Origin of the sequence: Micromonospora sp. CPCC 205558, from assembly GCF_036902955.1 — a bacterium.
Taxonomy (GTDB): Bacteria; Actinomycetota; Actinomycetes; order Mycobacteriales; family Micromonosporaceae; genus Micromonospora.
In genome coordinates, this window is the sequence record NZ_JBAKHR010000013.1 from 102,645 (window position 1) to 120,135 (window position 17,491).

General features: G+C 72.3%; 14 protein-coding genes. 3 read left to right on the forward strand and 11 right to left on the reverse strand.

Annotated elements, in window-relative coordinates:
- Positions 1 to 43: 43 nt before the first annotated feature.
- The 4 genes from egtB to V6U86_RS17545 form a co-directional block, all read right to left on the reverse strand.
- A complete protein-coding gene (gene egtB, locus V6U86_RS17530) occupies positions 44 to 1,390 on the reverse strand; it encodes an ergothioneine biosynthesis protein EgtB (protein WP_334504647.1) in 1,347 nt (448 codons plus the stop codon).
- 20 nt (positions 1,391 to 1,410) lie between these two features.
- A complete protein-coding gene (gene egtA / locus V6U86_RS17535) occupies positions 1,411 to 2,646 on the reverse strand; it encodes an ergothioneine biosynthesis glutamate--cysteine ligase EgtA (protein ID WP_334504591.1) in 1,236 nt (411 codons plus the stop codon).
- 158 nt (positions 2,647 to 2,804) lie between these two features.
- A complete protein-coding gene (locus tag V6U86_RS17540) occupies positions 2,805 to 3,623 on the reverse strand; it encodes a hypothetical protein (protein WP_334504593.1) in 819 nt (272 codons plus the stop codon).
- 16 nt (positions 3,624 to 3,639) lie between these two features.
- Entirely contained in the window at positions 3,640 to 4,272 is a 633-nt protein-coding gene (locus V6U86_RS17545) for an RNA polymerase sigma factor (protein ID WP_334504649.1), read from the reverse strand.
- A gap of 537 nt (positions 4,273 to 4,809) precedes the next feature.
- Here V6U86_RS17545 and V6U86_RS17550 point away from each other — a divergent pair.
- Positions 4,810 to 6,180 (forward strand): serine/threonine-protein kinase, encoded by a 1,371-nt coding sequence (locus tag V6U86_RS17550; protein ID WP_334504595.1) that lies wholly within the window; start codon positions 4,810 to 4,812, stop codon positions 6,178 to 6,180.
- A 48-nt stretch (positions 6,181 to 6,228) separates the two neighbouring features.
- Here the strand turns inward: V6U86_RS17550 and V6U86_RS17555 are convergent, their stop codons facing one another.
- From V6U86_RS17555 to V6U86_RS17575, 5 genes are all read right to left on the reverse strand, one after another.
- Positions 6,229 to 8,703, reverse strand: coding sequence for an ABC transporter permease (locus V6U86_RS17555; protein ID WP_334504597.1), 2,475 nt, complete (start codon positions 8,701 to 8,703; stop codon positions 6,229 to 6,231).
- Between the two features lie 146 nt (positions 8,704 to 8,849).
- Positions 8,850 to 9,515 (reverse strand): response regulator transcription factor, encoded by a 666-nt coding sequence (locus tag V6U86_RS17560; RefSeq protein WP_334504600.1) that lies wholly within the window; start codon positions 9,513 to 9,515, stop codon positions 8,850 to 8,852.
- A gap of 76 nt (positions 9,516 to 9,591) precedes the next feature.
- A complete protein-coding gene (locus tag V6U86_RS17565; protein ID WP_334504602.1) occupies positions 9,592 to 10,794 on the reverse strand; it encodes an RNA-guided endonuclease InsQ/TnpB family protein in 1,203 nt (400 codons plus the stop codon).
- Positions 10,795 to 11,020: 226 nt separating this feature from the next.
- Positions 11,021 to 12,232: a sensor histidine kinase gene (locus tag V6U86_RS17570; RefSeq protein ID WP_334504604.1), complete on the reverse strand. Its 1,212-nt coding sequence runs from the start codon at positions 12,230 to 12,232 to the stop codon at positions 11,021 to 11,023.
- Between the two features lie 40 nt (positions 12,233 to 12,272).
- Positions 12,273 to 12,995: a DUF305 domain-containing protein gene (locus V6U86_RS17575; RefSeq protein WP_334504606.1), complete on the reverse strand. Its 723-nt coding sequence runs from the start codon at positions 12,993 to 12,995 to the stop codon at positions 12,273 to 12,275.
- Positions 12,996 to 13,133: 138 nt separating this feature from the next.
- Here V6U86_RS17575 and V6U86_RS17580 point away from each other — a divergent pair, with 138 nt between their 5' ends.
- A complete protein-coding gene (locus V6U86_RS17580) occupies positions 13,134 to 14,579 on the forward strand; it encodes an LVIVD repeat-containing protein (RefSeq protein ID WP_334504608.1) in 1,446 nt (481 codons plus the stop codon).
- A 208-nt stretch (positions 14,580 to 14,787) separates the two neighbouring features.
- The gene (locus V6U86_RS17585; protein ID WP_334504610.1) at positions 14,788 to 14,991 is read left to right on the forward strand and encodes a hypothetical protein; all 204 of its coding nucleotides are present in this window, start codon (positions 14,788 to 14,790) and stop codon (positions 14,989 to 14,991) included.
- 17 nt (positions 14,992 to 15,008) lie between these two features.
- Here the strand turns inward: V6U86_RS17585 and V6U86_RS17590 are convergent, their stop codons facing one another.
- A complete protein-coding gene (locus tag V6U86_RS17590) occupies positions 15,009 to 15,836 on the reverse strand; it encodes a MerR family transcriptional regulator (RefSeq protein ID WP_334504612.1) in 828 nt (275 codons plus the stop codon).
- A gap of 61 nt (positions 15,837 to 15,897) precedes the next feature.
- The gene (locus V6U86_RS17595; protein WP_334504614.1) at positions 15,898 to 17,487 is read right to left on the reverse strand and encodes an asparagine synthetase B family protein; all 1,590 of its coding nucleotides are present in this window, start codon (positions 17,485 to 17,487) and stop codon (positions 15,898 to 15,900) included.
- Positions 17,488 to 17,491 lie beyond the last annotated feature (4 nt).

A 17,491-nucleotide genomic window follows, 5' to 3' on the forward strand; every position in this document is an offset into this window, starting at 1 on the left:
CAGCGCTCACGGCCCGCCGCCGGGCCACCGGTCGCGCGGCCACTCACCGGTACGACTCGTCCGGTCGCACGTCCCGGGCGCAGCGGAAACCGCTGAAGATCTGCCGGCGGATCGGATAGTCCCAGTTGCGGAAGGTGCCCCGACAGGCAGAGCGGTCGGTGCCGAACGAGCCACCACGCAGCACCCGGTAGTCGCCGCCGAAGAAGACCTCCGAGTATTCGCGGTAGGGGAACGCGGTGAACCCCGGATGCCCGTCGAAGGCGGTCGACGTCCACTCCCAGACGTCGCCGATGAGCTGGTGCACACCCAGCGGCGAAGCGCCCTCCGGGTAGGCGCCCACCGGCGCCGGCCACAGATGACGTTGGTCGAGGTTGGCGTGCGCCTCGGTCGGGTCGTCGTCCCCCCAGGGGTAGCGGCGCGACCGCCCGGTCGCCGGATCCCAGCGGGCCGCCTTCTCCCACTCCGCCTCGGTCGGCAGCCGCTTGCCGGCCCACGCCGCGTACGCCTGCGCCTCGTACCAGCACACATGCACCACCGGCTCGTCGGAGCGAACCCGAGCCCACCGACCGAAGCGCCGATAGAACCAGTCGTCGCCGTCGCGGCGCCAGTGCATCGGCGCGCTGAGCTGCTCCCGAACCCGATGCTCCCAACCGGCCGGGCTCCACCAGCGCTGCTCCGTGTAGCCGCCGTCGGCGATGAACGCCGCGTACTGGCCGTTGGTCACCGGGGCGGCATCGATGGCGTACGCCGGGAGGTCGACCCGGTGCGCGGGACGTTCGTTGTCCAACGCCCACGGATCGGTGTCGGTGCCCATGCTGAACTCGCCGGCCGGCACCAGCACCTCCGCGCCGACCCGGACCGACGGCTCGGGCGGCGGCGGGGCGTGCAGCACCGCCGGCCCCGAGCGCAACTGGTGGGTGGCGAGCATCGTCTCGTCGTGCTGCTGCTCGTGCTGCACGATCATGCCGAAGGCGAACCCGTCGACGACAAGCGGCCGCTCCGTGAAGGCCACCGCGTCGAGCAGGTCGTGCACCTTGTCCCGAACGGTGGCCAGATAGGCGCGCGCCTCCGCGGGCGGCAACAGGGGCAGCGCTGGGCGGTCGCGGCGCGGCTGCTTGAACGCGTCGTACAACTCGTCGATGTCACACCGGACCGGCTCCCGGCCCCCGACATCACGGACCAACCAGAGCTCCTCCTGGTTACCCACATGGGCAAGGTCCCAGACCAGCGGCGACATCAGCGGTGAGTGCTGGCGGGTCAGATCGGCGTCGTCGACCACCTCGGTCAACAACGTGGTCCGGGCACGGGCCCGCGCCAACTCCGTCGCGATGCGGTCGCGCAGCTGCTCCCCGTGGACGCCGCCATCCGTTCGCGACTGCGAGGCTCGCAAACCCGGCTCACTCCTCGCGCTCACTGGTCTCTCCTCTCTGCGGCGGCCAGCCGACGGCGTACACCTCGCCGGATCTCGTCGTGGGTGCTGGTCGGCAGCTCCAGTCGGGGTAGGGCGGTAAGGGCCAGGTCGAGCAGGGCCGCCGCGGCGGCGGCCAGCGCCGGGTCGGCCAGACCGTGCCGGGCGGCGGCCGACCAGCGGTGCGCCACCGGGGTGGCGATGGTGTACGCCTGACGCACGGTGCCCGGGTCGCTGAACAGGGCGGTCAGCACCGCCAACGGCAGCCGCCAGTCCCGGTCAGGTTGGGCGTCCAGGTAGCGCAGCTCCAGGTAGCCGCGCGGTCGCACCGGTGGGAAGAGGGTGCTGACGTGGTAGTCGAGGTCGTCGGTGGTGGGCGAGTGCGGCAGCGCGCCGTCGAGCCAGTCGGCGAAGGTCACGCCGGGCGGCGCGGCCCAGTCGGCGTTGCGCCGGCGCAGACAGAGCAGCGGCGCGGCGAGCACGTAACTGACCCAGGCGTCGATCGGATCGTCCCCGGCGCGGGCGGGCGACCAGACCGGGCGGGTCCGGGCCGGGTCGATGGCGAGCCAGGCGGCCATCCGGGCGGAGGCCCAACCGGTGCGCCGCCCGGCGTGTCGAGCGGCGGAGGCGAACGCCGCGAGCAGTGGTGGCCCGACCGCGTGGGCGGCGGCCCAGCGGTCACCGACCTGGTCCGCCTCACCGGCATCGAGGCAGATCTGCAGGCCGGCGGTGCTGTACATCATCGTGCGGCCGGCCGGGCCTTGGCGATCGAAGGCTCCGCGCATCGCGCGGTAGCGGGGGGTGTCCACCACCGGGCAGGGCCGTCGGTGTGGGTCGATACCGCTGCGGCCCAGGATCAGCCCGGCGGCGGCCAGCAGGTCGGTGACCTGGGCGATATCGGCCTCGGTGGCGCGTATCAACGCGGCGACCGAGGGGGCGGGCGGGGTGGAGATCTCCAACTGGCCACCCGGCTCCAAGGTGACCGTGCCGCCGTTTCGCAGCGGCTCGGCCGGGCTGGTGGCATCCAGCGTGGCGGGGGTGTGCCGCCCCAGCGCCGCCCGCAGCCGCGTCGCGTCGACGGGGCGGGCGGGATCGGCGGCGTCGTGCACGGTCCATTCCAGTTCGACGCCGGTGTGGGTCGGCGGGCCGGTCTTGAAGCAGATCCGGACGAGGTGTCGGACTGCGGCTGCGGACTCGCGCAGGATGCCGCTGCGGTCCAGGTCGGGTGACGTCACCAAGGGTCGGACCCCCTCTCCGTGCGCCGGTTCCGGCACTCTGTGCCACCGTAAACCCACCCGCCGACACCGTCGGTGGGCGTGCGCGGCGCCACCAACCTCTGTCTAACAGACGAATATCCGACGCAGGGCGGAACCAGAGCGGCCCAGCCGCCGACCGGTCAGCTGACGACGGCGTGACCCGGTGGCGGTGGTGACGGCCGGCCCTTCGCCGCTGGAGACGGCTTGGCCTTCGCCGACCCGGAGGGTATGACCTTCGCCGAACCGCTCGGCTTCGTCTCGGGCAGCAGACGCTGGCAGTACGGCTCGACCTCGGCAGGGCCGCCGGCGGCGGTCACCAGCGTCTGGAAAGCCGGCGTACGCAGTGCCTTCTGCCGCTGGTCGGGCTTCTTGGCCCGCCACGCGCGGCACAGTCCGGGCAGCTGTTCGGCGCGGGCGGGACTGGCCTCCCGGGTGCCGGCCGACGGCGCGACCTGCGACGGGGCGCCCGGGGCCACCGACCGGCCGGGCTCGGCCGATCGGGGCGCGTCCTGCTGTGGCGAGGGTGACGGGCGCGACGGGGCCGGTGCGACCGGGTCTGGCGCCCGGTCCCGGGTGACCGCGGCGAAGGCGGCCCCCGCGGTGGCGGTAGCGGCCACCGCGCCGATCCAGGCCACCGCGCCGGTACGCATCCGACGAGGGCGTGGCCGCTGCGGCACGGCCGGCGTCGGATCGGCCCGGGCGGCCCGGAACGCCGCCAACGCGGCCTCCTCGCCGGCCAACTCGCCCGCGCGGACGGGGCCGGCCGCCGCGGCGAGCAACGCGGCGACCGGCTCGGCCGGGCGCAGGTTCGGGGCTTCCAGGTACGCGTCAACTGATGTCGCGTCCGCAGCCGCTGGCGTGGCGGAGTGACCCTGGTCCGGCGGAGTTTCCATCCGGGCGTGGGCCGAGTCGAGCAGCCGCTCGGTGTCGGCGTGGTCGGCCCGCCGGAACGGGTTCATCGGGAGTCCTCTCACGTCAGCCGTCCGCCGGTTCGGCGTGCGGTGCCCGCAGAGCAGGGCCGCCCCCCGCGCGCGGTGGCGGCGTCCCCTCGGCCCCGACTGGCGACTCGGCCGGACTCTGCCGCTCCAACAGGGCCGCCAACCGCCGTAGACCCCGGTGAGCGGCGGTCCGCACGGCACCGGCCCGGCGGCCCAGCACCCGGCCGGCGGATCCCGCGTCCAGCCCGATCACAGCCCGCAGCAGAACAGCTTCGGCCTCCCGGGGCGGCAGGGTGGCGATCAGCGCGAGGGCGGTCTCGGTACCGATCGTCTCGCTGGCTCGCTCGGCGGTGTCCGAGTCACTGGCCAGATCGACGAGCGCCTGCACCGGGACCGGGAGCGAGGGGCGGCGGCGCATCCGGCGCAGATGGTCCATCGCGCGGTTACGGGCGATGGTGACCGTCCAGGCCCGGAACTCGCCCCCGGTGAAGCCGGGCAGATCGCGGGAGATCTGAAGCCAGGTCTCGGAGGCGACGTCCTCGGCGTCTGCCCCGACGATGGCGCTCAGGTACCGCAGCAGCCCAGGCTGGAGGCTGCGGTAGAGGAAGCGGAACGCCTCTTCGTCTCCGGCCTGCGCGGCGCTCACCACCTCCGACAGGTCGGCGGTCATTCGCGGCCCACGCATCGCTCAGGGCGTGCCGGCCCGACCCATCGCGCCGGCACACGCAACGTGGTACGAGAAGTCCGCCCGTTCAGCACCGCACCCGCACCGCCCTCCGCCGCTCTGGTTTGCCCGCGACCACGATTGTCGGGGCGGCGTGTCCGGGGCCAACGCCAGGGGGGTCGATCGGCGCGCTGCCCGCCGAGGCGGCCGGGAGGGCCCGAGCCGGGGCTAACGCTAGGAGGGGGCTCACGACGCGACAAGTCGGCGTCGTGTCACGGAAGAGTGACAATTATCAGCACTGCGGGACGGCGCGTCGTCGTAACGGCCGGTGAGCAGGGGACACCAACCGGGCCTGAAGTCGGTTTCTTGCCACCATCGAGGACCTGAACGACGAAAATTGTCGCTTTTCGTGACACCGCAGATCCGCTGCGTGACCACTGTCGGGCGTCCACACAGGCCACACCGGATCAGTCAAGCTGAACCAGCCACCCGGCTGCCCTGCCACGGCGCGCCGGCCTGAACCACGCTAGGTACGGTAATGCCGTGCTGTCATCGGAGGTCGTGCTCAGCGGTCGCTACCGCTTGGACGAACGTGTCGCCACGGGCGGCATGGGCGACGTTTGGCGTGCCTCCGACCTGATCCTCGGCCGACAGGTCGCGGTCAAGGTCCTGCTGCCGGCGCTGGTCTCCGACCCCGATTTCATCGCCCGGTTCCGCGCCGAGGCCCGGATCATGGCGGCGCTGCGGCACCCCGGCATCGTGCAGGTCTTCGACTGCGGCGAGGACGACCTCCCCGACGGCGGCCGGGCGGACTACCTCGTCATGGAGTTCGTCGCCGGCGAGCCGTTGTCCAAGCGGATCGAGGCGGCCGGGCGGCTCGACGTGGCCGAGACGATGTCGATCGTGGCCCAGGCGGCGGCAGCGCTCAACGCGGCGCATCGCGGCGGCATCGTGCACCGCGACGTCAAGCCCAGCAACCTGCTGGTGCAGGAGGACGGCACTGTCGTCCTGGTGGACTTCGGTGTGGCCCGCTCCACCGACATCACCAGCATCACCAGCACCAACGCGGTGCCGGGCACCGCGCTTTACATGGCTCCCGAGCAGGCCGCCGGCCGGCCGGTCAGCGGCGCCACCGACATCTACGCCCTGGGCGCGGTCACCTACTGCTGCCTGACCGGCAGTCCGCCGTTCACCGGTGACAATCCCCTCCAGGTCGCCGTCCGGCACCTGGACGACGAGCCGCCGGAGCTGCCGCACGACATACCGGAGGCGGTCCGCGCCCTGGTGTCGCGGGCCCTGGCCAAGGATCCGCTGGAGCGGTTCTCCAGCGGAGCGGCGATGGCCGAGGCCGCTCGGACGGCGGTCACCGGCGGCGAACCGCCGACAGCGATGGCCACACCGGTCGCGCTGCGCAACGCCGGGCCGGGCACCCGCACGGACGTGACGGTCGGCGCGGCGGTGGCGACCGGGTCACGGGCCGAGCGACGGCGGGGCCCGCTGGTCGGCGCGGCAGCGGCCATCCTGGTCGCGCTGGTCGGGCTCGGCGCGGCACTGGCCGCCGAGCGCAACGCCGGCGAGGACCCCGCGGTCCATCTGCCGACCAACGCGCCGACGGTGGCGCCGAGCGGCCCCGTCGACCTGCCCGCGGCGAACGAAAAGACCACCAGCGTCGACCCGGAACGGCCCGACCGCCCGCGCCCGCCCGACGACGCCCCGTCGGCCTCGATCTCCGCCACGCCGAGCCTGGAACCGAGCCAGACCCCCACCTCGCCGACGCCGACGGCGGTCGTCACCAGCGCGCCGCCGACCAGCCCGCCGCCGACCAGCGCGCCCGCGACTGAACCCACGCTGCCGTCCACTCCACCCACGACCACGAGCGCGCCGGCCGATCCGGAGGTGCCAGCCGGCGGCTGAGCCGCCAGCCGGTGGATGTCCGTCCGGCCGATCCGGGGCGAGACCGGCCTACTGGTCGGCGAGCGCCTCGACGACCGGGCGGGACAGCGCCCGGCGGGCCGGCAGCACCGAGGCGAGCAGGGCGGCCAGCACCGCGACGCCGAGGATCAGCCCGAGCTGGCCGAGCGGCAGCACCACGTGGAAGTCGCCGCCGAGGCGGTCCAGCAGGGCCATCGTGGACGCGCTGACTCCGGCGCCGAGCCCGACGCCGAGCACCGCGCCGACAAGCGCCATCAGCACCGCCTCGATGGCGAGCACCGCACGCATCCGTCCTCGGGTGAGCCCGACCGCCCGCAGCACGGCGTTCTCCCTGGTCCGTTCGAGCACCGACAGGCTCAGGGTGTTTGCCACGCCGACCAGGGCGATCACCACGGCCAGGCCGAGGAGTGCGGTGACGAGGGCGAGGAGCATGTCCACCGTGCTGGTGAGCATCTTCTTGTACGCGCCCTGGTCCATCAGGTTCACCGTGGGATAGCGGCTGAGCACCGCGGCGATCGCGTCGCGGGCGCGCTCGGGGCTCACTCCGGCGGCGGGGTCGATCTCGGCCAGGTAGCCCCGCTGGGCGGGGAACAGCGCGGCGAAGTCCTGGTCGGACAGGTCGATGACGTGCCCGGTGGGCGCCTCACGGCCGAGGGTGTCGTCGGTTACCACTGCGGCCACTCGCAGCGGCCTGCCCGCGACGGTCACCTCGGAACCGACCTGCCAGCCGCGTGCCCGTGCCAACTCGCGGTGCACCAGCACCTGCCCCGGCCCGACCCGGTCGGCGTCGCCGGCCAGCACCCCGCTCAGCGTCCGGGAGACCAGCGCCGGGTGGGCCGCGCGGATCTCGACGTCGTCGACGACAGTGCTGCGCTGCTCGTGCACCACACCCAACTCGGGGCGGGAGGCGAGCTCACCGACGAGCGCGGCCGGCAGGTTCTGTCCGATTCCGCTGACCACGAAGTCGGTGCCGATCTGGGCATCGACGCTGCGTTCGATGCCGTCCTTGGTGCTGCGCGCGCCGACCATGAACGCCGAGACCAGTCCGATCCCGATCACCAGTGCGGTGGCCGTCGCGGCGACCCGCCGCGGATTGCGCACCGTGTTGACGACCGCCAGCTCGCCGGCAGCGCCGAGCAGGCGTCGTGCCGGCCAGCCGAACACCCGGGCCAGCGCCGGGACGAGCACCGGCCCGAACAGCACGATCCCGAAGAAGGTGAGCACCCCACCGGCCGCCACCAGCAGCAGTTGGCCGGCGCTGGCGGCGCCGGCCAGCGCGGCGACACCGACGGCGAGCACCACCGCGCCGGCGGTCAGCCGAACTCGACCAGCACCCCGGCTGGGCTGCACCGCGGCGTCGGTGAGCGCGGCCACCGGGGCGATCCGCGTCCCCCGCCAGGCCGGGAGCAGGGCGGCGCACACGGTGAGCCCGGTGCCCAGTAGCAGGCCGGTCAGCACTGTCGAGCCGGTCACGGTCAGGCCACCGGTGACCGGCACGTCCAGTCGGGGCAGCAGCAGCCGCATTCCGCCGGCGAGGGCCACCCCGAGCAGCACCCCGAGCGCGGAGGCGACCAGCCCCAGCACGGCCGACTCCAGCACCGTCGACCGGAAGACCTGTCCCCGGGTGGCGCCGATCAGACGCAGCAGCGCGGTCCGTCGGGTGCGCTGCGCCAGCACGATCGCGAAGGTGTTGGCGATGACGAAGCCGGCCACCACGATCGCGACCCCCACGAAGATCAACAGCAGCATGCGGAACTGTTCCGCGTTGCGGACCGCGTCCTCCACGGCCTCGTCGAGAATCTGCTGGCGACTCTTCACCGTGGCCTCGGCGCCAGCCACGGCGCGTACCCGCTCGGTCAGCGCCGCGAGATCGGCACCCGGTCGGGCCGCCACCATGACGCGGCCGTAACCCCGCTCTCCGCTGAGAGCCAGCGCGTCCGGCCCGACCAGGCCGACGAACGGACCGCCGATGTCGCGAACGGTGCCGGCCACGTCGACGGTGCCGACCAGGGTGTACGGGCGGGCCGCCCCTCCGGTGGCACCGATCCGGACCTCCGCGCCGAGCCGGAAACCCTGGTCGGCCGCCGTCGGCGCGTCGAGGACCACCTCCCCGGCCCGGTCGGGCAACCGGCCGGCCACCACGTCGTACGAGCGCAGCGTGTCCTCGGTGGGGATGGCGACGAGCATGGTGAAGCCGAGCACTGGTCGACCGTCGGCTCCGACGACCCCGGCGGTGTTGGTCAGCTCACCGGCTGCGGCGGCCACCCCGTCGACCGCCCGCACCCGATCGACCAGGGCCGGGGGCAGCACCTCGTCGCCGGCCGGGTAGACACCCAGGTCGGTGTGGCGGTCGAAGGTGCCGGCCCGCTCGTACGCCCCGGCCCGCATCCCGTCGACGAAGATCATTGTGCCGGCGACGAACGCGACGCCGAGCACGACGGCGAGCGCCGAGAGCAGCATGCGCAGCGCCTCGGCACGCAACGAGCGCAGGGTCAGGCGGATCATGCGGGGCTCCCGGTGCAGGTGGCGGATCGGACCACCCGACGCTATGGCCGGCACCGCTGTGTTGATCTCCACCTGCGCGCTCGACCTGCCTGCGCCTCGGGTCGCGGTGCGCCCGCCGGCCGCTACGACCCAGGTCGTACGCGGTGTCATCCGCCGGGCGTGACAAGCCCGCTCTCGTACGCCAGGACCACCGCCTGGACCCGGTCGCGCAACTGGAGTTTCGCGAGGATCCGCCCGACGTGGGTCTTCACCGTCGCCTCGGCGACGTGCACCCGGGCGGCGATCTCCGCGTTGGACAGCCCCTGGGCGACCAGCAGCAACACCTCCCGTTCCCGTTCGGTGAGCTGCGCGAGCCGAGGGTCGGCGCTCGGGGCGGCGCCGAGCTGCCCGGCGAACCGGTCCAGCAGACGCCGGGTGATCGACGGGGCCACCACCGAGTCGCCCTGGGCCACCACCCGGATCGCGGCCAGCAACTCCTCCGGCGGGACGTTCTTGAGCAGGAATCCACTCGCCCCCGCCTGCAACGCCGCGAACGCGTCCGCCTCGGTGTCGAAGGTGGTCAGCACCAGCACCCGAGGGCCACCCGCGGGCTGCTCTGCGCAGAGCCGCCGGGTCGCCTCCACCCCGTCCATGGTGGGCATCCGGATGTCCATCACGACGACGTCGGCCTCGGTGCGGGCGAGCACCCGCAGGGCGTCCGCGCCATCGATCGCCTCCCCGACGACCTCCAGGTCGGGCTGGGAGTCCAGCACCATCCGGAAGCCGGCGCGCACCAGCGCCTGGTCGTCCACGATCACTACCCGGACCGTCATGCCGCGATCACCTCCGTCCGTTGCCGGCTCTGACGTTGACGCCCTCTCCGCCCTGAGGGGTAGAGATTCCGGTCTGCTACACCCCCGAAGCGGCAAGCTCCCGGCGGGTTACCGCTTCCCCGCGCGGTGCCGGCACGGGTGCCGGTCTTACCCGCGCTCCACGGTCGTTGAGGTCCGCCCGCCCGGCGGCCCTGATGTTCCTGGCGGCGTTCACGTCTCGGTCGTGCAGGCTGCCACATGGGCAGCCCCACGTCCGGACGTTGAGCGCCATTTTGTCGTTGATCCGGCCGCAGTCCGAGCACATGCGGGTCGACGGGAAGAACCGATCTACCCGGGCGAAGGTGCGCCCGTACCGGGCAGCCTTGTACTCCAGCATGGCCGTGAACTGCGACCACCCAGCGTCGTACACCGACTTCGCCAACCGTGTCCGGGCGAGACCGGTCACGCACAGGTCCTCGACGAACACCGCTTGGTTGTCGCGGATGATCTGCGTCGAAAGCTTGTGCTGCCAGTCCCGCCGGGTGTCGGCCACCTTCGCGTGCGCGCGGGCTACCTTCACCACGGCCTTCCTACGGTTGTTGCTGCCCCGCTGCTTACGGGACAAGCCCTGCTGCAACCGACGCAGCTTGCGGGCTGCACGACGCAGAAACCTCGGCGCGCTCACCTTCGTCCCGTCGGACATCACCGCGAAGTGCGTCAACCCCAGGTCAATGCCGACCTCCGACTCCCGCTCGGGCAACGGCTGGTCGGCGGTCTGCACCACGAACGAGGCGAAGTACCGACCGGCGGCGTCCCGGACCACCGTCACCGACGTCGGCGTAGCCGGCAACTCCCGCGACCAACGGACTTCCAGATCGCCGATCTTCGGCAGCCGCAGTCGACCGTTGTCGAGGACCTTGAACCGGGCGTTGGCGGTAAACCGGACCGCCTGCCGGCTGTCCTTACGGGACCGGAACCGGGGAGCGGCGACCTTGCGACCCTTGCGCTTACCCGACACCGAGGCGAAGAAGTTGCGGTACGCGGTGTTCAGGTCCGCGAGGGCCTGCTGCAACACCACCGACGACACCTCGCCCAGCCACGCCCGCTCCGGCGTCAACTTCGCCACGGTAACCCGCTTGGACAGCTCGGCGTCCGTCGGATACGGCAGGCCAGCGTCGTGTGCTTCTTGACGCACGCGCAGCCCGTCGTTGAACACCACCCGCGCACACCCGAACGCCTTCGCCAACGCCTCACGCTGGACGCCATCCGGGTAGAGCCGGTAGTTGTACCGAAGCTGCACGGGGCCGAATCTAACACTGGCCTATGACTGACCTCGGAGACATCCGCACCGGTACACACTGCACTTTCGCGTTGCACGCCCACCTGCACCAACCGCCTGTGGTCGGCGTCGTACTTCGCCGGCTCCGTCGGTGGGGCACCCTGAGCGTCCTGCGGCATTACATCGAGCAACAGAACCGTCCGGCCCAGGGCACGCTCGGGCCTTGCCGGCCCTCCCACGCGGGCCTTCACCACCGCCCTGAAGGACGGTGCACTTGCCCGCATTTCGGTAGCGGCAGCCGGACCTCGACCTGCCAGCCCCCGGTCAGTCGGGGACCGGCGGTGAGGCTGCCGTCGTACACCGTCACCCGCTCCCGCATGCCGAGCAGGCCGTGACCCCCGGACGGCGCCGGGCTGACCAGCGGGCGGCCTCGACCGTCGTCGACCACCCGGACGACGACGGCCTCGGCGGCGTACGACAGGACCACCTCGACGCGGGCGCCGACGCCGGCGTGCTTGAGCGCGTTGGTCAGCGCCTCCTGCGCCACCCGGTAGACGGTCAGCTCCAGGCCCGGCGGCAGGGACGCTGGCGTGCCGGTGACGGTGCTGCGAACGTGCAGGCCGGCGTCGTCGAAGCGGGCCAGCAGGTCGGGCAGTTCGGCCAGGGCGAGGCGCCGGTGCTCAGGGTCGGCCGCCACCGCGAGCCCGCCGGCCGGGCCCGCGTCGCGCAGGACGCCGACCAGCCGGCGCATCTCCTCCAGCGCCTGCCGGCCGGTGTCCGCGACCACCTTCACCGCGGTCCGCGCCTGGGCGGGGTCACGGTCGAGCATGAACCGGGCACCGTCCGCCTGGACGATCATCACGGCCATGCTGTGGGCGACCACGTCGTGCAGCTCACGAGCGATCCGGGTGCGCTCCTCGGCGACCGCCGCCCGGGACTCGGCCTCCCGCTCGCGTTCCAGGGTGGTGGCCCGCTCCTCCAGGCTGAGCACGTAGAGCCGGCGGGTCCGCACGTTCAGCGCGGCCAGCCACACCGCGCCGGTGACCAGCGCGTACCACAGCGCGGTCATCCACCACTGGATGACGTTGGGGGTCTGCACGGCGGCCAGCAGCACGCCGACGGCCGCTACCGCGCCGGCCACCACGCCGTCACGAAGCCGCCGGCCGTACTTCACCATGCTGTAGAGCGCGATCAGGACGCCGACGTCGAAGATGAGCGGACCCCACCCGGCGATCACCTGGATCAGGGCGAGCGCCGCGACCGCCACGGTCACCGCGCCCGGGTGGGTACGGCGGAACAGCAACGCCACCGCCATCCCCAAGCCGACCGTCGAGGCTGCCCAACCGCCCGGCTGGCTCACCGCCGCCACCACGGACAGGGGCGCCACCAGGACGGCGACGGCCACGTCGAAGGCGACGCTGCGCAGCGGGCGACCGAACAGGGTGCGTCTCACGGTCACCCAGCGTACGTGCCGGAACGCTCGGCCCTCGCGCCCCGCGTCAGGAGCCGAGGATCTCGCGCATGCGGTCGATCTCGACGCTCTGCTCGGTGGCGACGGAGTTGGCGAACTCGTTGAGCGTCAGGTCGGAGCCGACCGTGAGCAGGTCGGTGGCCATCTCGATGGCGCCCCGGTGATGCTCGGTCATCATCCGGACGAAGAGGCGGTCGAAGTCCGGGCCACGGACCGCGGCGAGCTGCCGCATCGCCTCCGGTGACTGCATGCCGCGCATGCTGCCGTGGTCGTGCCCCGGAACCTCCGCCGGGAGGCCACGGGTCTGCAGCCAGCCGCGCATCATGCCCATCTCCGGCCCCTGGCTGGCCCGGATGCGCTCGGCGATGGCACGGACGTCAGGGTTGGCGGCCCGGTCGGGGGCGAGCTCCGCCATCGCCAGGGCCTGCGCGTGGTGCGGGATCATCATCCGGACGAACCAGACGTCCAGCGAGTTGTGCGGGGCGGGGCCGGCGTCGCGGACCTCGTGTGCCGGGCGGGTGGCCGCCGTCTCGCCCGGGCGGCCGGGCGCGATCACGGTCAGGTCGGTGGGGATGGGGCTGGCCGTCGGCGGCGTGGCGGATGTGGCGGGCGCGGAGGTGGCGGGCGCGGAGGCCGGTTGAGCGGCGCGCGTACCGGTGTCGCCGTCGAGGCGGATCACCATGAACGCCACCACCGGCAACGCGAGAGCAAGTGTGACGACCGCCAGGGTGCGTGCGCGCCGATTGGTCATGGGCCACTCCCTGCAGTCGAGGTCATCGCGATGCTATCCATTGAAGAACCCACTTTGATGTGATCCAGGTCACATCGACGATCATCGTGGGACGGTAACGTGTCAACCATCGTCTCCCCCTTGCGAAGGGCCCCGCCGATGATCAGACTCCACAAGCCACGGTTACGACAACTGCGCATCGTGGCGCTCGCCACGACCGGCCTCCTCGTCGCCAGCGCCCTCGTCGCCCCGGCGAGCAACGCCCAGACGGTGCCGCAGGCGGCCCCAGCCCCCGCGCTCACCAACACGATCCCCGGCGTCGACGAGATCGTCAGCAGCCCCAACCTGCGCCAGATCGCCAACGTGCCCAAGGTCGCCCCACTGGACGCGACGAACAGCGACATCGCCTTCCAGGGCAAGTACGCGTTCGCCGGCAACTACAACGGCTTCGTCATCTACGACATCTCGCGGCCCAGCGCACCGAAGGTCAAGGCCCGGGTGCTCTGCCCGGGGTCGCAGAACGACATCTCCGTCCACGGTGACCTGCTCTTCCTCTCCACCGACTCGTCGCGCAGCGACGACTCCTGCAACAGCACCACGCAGGGGGCGGACGTGAAGGGCTCGTGGGAGGGCATCAAGGTCTTCGACATCAAGGACAAGGCCAACCCGCGCTACATCAAGTCCGTCGAGACGGCCTGCGGCTCACACACCCACACGCTGGTGCCCGGCAAGGACCGCAAGGCCGTCTACCTGTACGTCTCGTCGTACAGCCCGCGGGCCGAGTTCCCGGACTGCCAGCCGCCGCACGACTCCATCTCCATCATCAAGGTGCCGCTGAAGAAGCCGACGGACGCGGCAGTGGTCGCGACGCCGAACCTCTTCCCGGACGGTGGCTTCCCGGGCAGCGGGACCGGCTCGGCGACCACCGGGTGCCACGACATCACCGCGTACCCGTCGAAGGACCTGGCCGCCGGCGCCTGCATGGGTGACGGCATCCTGCTCGACATCAAGAACCGGGAGAAGCCGCGCGTCATCAACCGGGTCCGGGACGAGGTCAACTTCGCGTTCTGGCACTCGGCCACCTTCAACAACTCCGGCACGAAGGTGATCTTCACCGACGAGCTGGGTGGTGGCGGGGCGGCGACCTGCAACGAGGCCGTCGGCCCGAACCGGGGCGCGGACGCCATCTACGACATCGCCGGCCGCGGCAACGCCCGGACGATGACGTTCCGCAGCTACTACAAGATCCCCCGGGCGAACGCCGACACCGAGAACTGCGTGGCGCACAACGGCTCGCTGATCCCGGTGCTCGGCAAGGACATCATGGTCCAGGCGTGGTACCAGGGTGGCATCTCGGTCTTCGACTTCACCGACTCGGCCAACCCGAAGGAGATCGCCTTCTGGGAGCGCGGCCCGCTCTCGGCCGACACGTTCGTCGGCGGCGGCACCTGGTCCGCGTACTACTACAACGGTCACATCTACTCCAACGACATGGTGAAGGGCCTGGACGTCCTGGAGCTGAACGACTGGCGTACCTGGACGGCCAAGCTGACCCGCTACCCGGAGCTCAACGTGCAGACCCAGCCCAGCTACCTCGGCTGGTAGGCACCGAGCACCACGCCGGGCCCGGTCCCCGATCTGCGGGGGCCGGGCCCGGCCACGTCCGGCAGAGCCGACCCGTCAGCTCATCGGCAGGTGGTAGCGCCGCTGACCAGGCCGGCTTTCCGTGGACGACGCCGGCGCCTATGGGACCGGTCACCAAGGCGGCCTCAGCGGAGGCGGACGGCCGGACACTGTGCCAGCGTGATTCGACGTGAAACTTGCCGTCGGCGCCCCACCCGCCCCGCCCGAGCCGACCGTACGCTGGCGTCCCCAGCCGCTCGACCTGGTGGCGATGTTCCTCGCGGTCGCCGGCGCGGCGTGCGCGCTGGGAGGGCTGCTGCCCCGCGCGGAGACCACCGCCACACTGCACGGATCCTGCCGCGACGGCCCGGATGCTGGCGGTGATCGGACCTGACGCTGGTAGAACCCGACTCAGTCCCGGTACACGGCAATCTGGAGTTCGGTGACGCCCTTCTCCGGGGTGTCCGGACAGTAGTCCAGGTAGACCTCGCGGGCGAACCCGTCGGTGCGGTAGCCGTTCTCCTCGATCCACCGGGCGAGCGCCTGCATGCTCGGTTCGACGTCGTCCATCGCACCGTGGTGGATGATGGTCGCGGCGGTTGGCACCGGGGCCAGGTCGCGCACCGCGACGTCGGGGGCGGCGGACGGATCGGCGTCGACGAGCACCCCGGCGTGTACGACGACGGCGTCGCCGCCCGCGTCGGCGGGCTCGTACCAGGCGATGGCGGGCCCGGTCGGGTTGACGCCGGCCGCCGACAACCGCCGGAACAGCTCGGGGTAGAGCGGTTGGATCACCGGTCCGATGTCCTCGCCCTGGTAGCTGGCCGCGACGGCGGTCAGCTCCGCGACGCGGGCCGGTGCGATCTCCTTGAGTACGACGTCCTGGGTGGTCATCCGACCCTCCGACTCGATCATTCGGAGCCTCGCCTCCACGGCCGCCAACCGGGCCGTGTCGGCGGCCAACTGGTCCGCCAGCTGGCTCCGGCGCAACCGCAGCATGCCGCGCAGCTCGGCCACGTCGACGGCGTCGTCGACGATCGCGCGCACCTGTTCCAGGGTGAGGCCCAGTTCCTTGAGGGCGATCACCCGGTTGAGCCGACGCAGCTGGTCGGCACGGTAGAAGCGGTAACCGGTGTGCGGGTCGACGCTGGCGGGGCGCAGCAGGCCGATGCTGTCGTAGTGGCGCAGCATCCGCACCGACACCCGGCCGAGTCTGGCGAAGTCTCCGATGGTGAACATGGCCCCCTCACACTCGTCCCTGACACCGTGTCAGAGTCAAGCGTGGCTTGCGGGGCGACCCTCAGGGGCGGGCCGGGCGCGGACCGACCAACCGGCGGACCATCGGGGCCGCGTTCCACTTCGCCGCCCCGACCAGGTCGCGGGCGTGCTCCAGGACCGTGTAGTCGGGTCGGGTCAGCCCGTCGGCGATGGCCCGGTCCAGGTCGTTACCGCAGCGGCTCAGCACGGTGTCGAAGTCCCGACGCACCGGCTCCTGCAGGTCGTAGCCGAACGAGCGGTGCAGCCGGGCGAAGAGCGGCTTGTACAGCCGGACCCGCTCGTGCAACCCCGACGAGTACGACATCGGGTTCTTCGGACGGCGCAGGACGTAGTCGGGCAGCACGTCGGCGAACGCCCGCCGGACGATCCACTTCTCCTGCCCGTGGCGCAGCTTCAGATCCACCGGCAACCGCATCGCCAGCTCCACCACGCTGAGGTCGAGGAACGGAACGCGGGCCTCCACGCCGTGTGCCATGGCGGCCCGGTCGACCCGCTGCAACTCGGTGCGGCACAGGTTGCGGATCCGGTGCAGGAACAGCCGGCGGGCCGCCGCCGGGGCGACCTGGTGGTACATCGGGTACCCGCCGAACAGCTCGTCGGAGCCGTCACCGGTCAGCACCACCTTCACGCCCAGGTCCCGTAGCCGCCGGAAGATCGGCACCGAGACGACCGCGTTGATGATGTCGCCGTACTCGGTCAGTTCGGAGATCCGGATCGCCTCGCGGACGTCGGCGAGCCGGATGTCGCGCGGACGCAGCTCGACCACCACGTGCGGCACGTCGAGGTCGGCGGCGAGCCGCCGGGCGTACGCCACGTCGGGGCTGTCCGCCACGCCGACGGTCACCGCGACGCAGTCCGGGTGGATGTCTCGCACCTGGCGCAGGGTCAGCGAACTGTCCAGGCCACCGGAGAGCACCACCCCGACGGTCAGGTCGGTCTCCACCCGCATCCGGATCGAGTCGCTCAGCGCGGCGCGGACCAGGAGCGCGGCCTCGTCCGGGTCGTCGATGACCGGCAGGCCGTCGCCGATGGTGCGCAGGTCGACGTACGGGCTCAGGCGCACATGCCCGTCCGTCTCCGCCCAGCCGTGGTGCCCGGGGGGCACCTCGGCGATCGGGGCGCCGTGCCCGACGAGCGCCTTGACCTCGGAGGCGAGCTGCAGGCAGCCAGGGCGACGGGACCAGTAGAGCGGCTTGACCCCGAGCGGGTCGCGGGCCAGGTACGCCCGGCCGGTGGCCCGTTCGACGACCGCGAAGGCGTACTCGCCGCGCAGCCGGGTCACCGCCGCCTCGCCCCACTGCTGGAACGCGGCGAGCAGCACCTCGGTGTCGCTCTCGGTGCGAAAGGCCTGCCCCAGGCGGGTCAGTTGCGCCCGCAACTCCCGGTAGTTGAAGATCTCGCCGTTGAAGCAGAGCAGCCACCGTTCGTCGGTCGACGTCCACGGCTGCACCGCCCGGTCGCGGTCCACGACCCGCAGCCGGCGGGTGCCGGCGAGCAGCCCGCTCTCGGACCGGGTCTCGGTGACCTCGCCGCGTGGGGCCAGGGCGGCGAGCATCCGCCGGAAGGTCGCCGGGTCGGCCTCGGGACCGATGCTCAACGCGATGCCGCACACCGGC

Coding starts and splice junctions, on each gene's coding strand:
- V6U86_RS17540 (WP_334504593.1), bottom strand. CDS start 3,623: ATGAACCCGTTCCGGCGGGCCGACCACGCCGACACCGAGCGGCTGCTC.
- V6U86_RS17545 (WP_334504649.1), bottom strand. CDS start 4,272: ATGACCGCCGACCTGTCGGAGGTGGTGAGCGCCGCGCAGGCCGGAGAC.
- V6U86_RS17555 (WP_334504597.1), bottom strand. CDS start 8,703: ATGATCCGCCTGACCCTGCGCTCGTTGCGTGCCGAGGCGCTGCGCATG.
- V6U86_RS17560 (WP_334504600.1), bottom strand. CDS start 9,515: ATGACGGTCCGGGTAGTGATCGTGGACGACCAGGCGCTGGTGCGCGCC.
- V6U86_RS17575 (WP_334504606.1), bottom strand. CDS start 12,995: ATGACCAATCGGCGCGCACGCACCCTGGCGGTCGTCACACTTGCTCTC.
- V6U86_RS17580 (WP_334504608.1), top strand. CDS start 13,134: ATGATCAGACTCCACAAGCCACGGTTACGACAACTGCGCATCGTGGCG.
- V6U86_RS17590 (WP_334504612.1), bottom strand. CDS start 15,836: ATGTTCACCATCGGAGACTTCGCCAGACTCGGCCGGGTGTCGGTGCGG.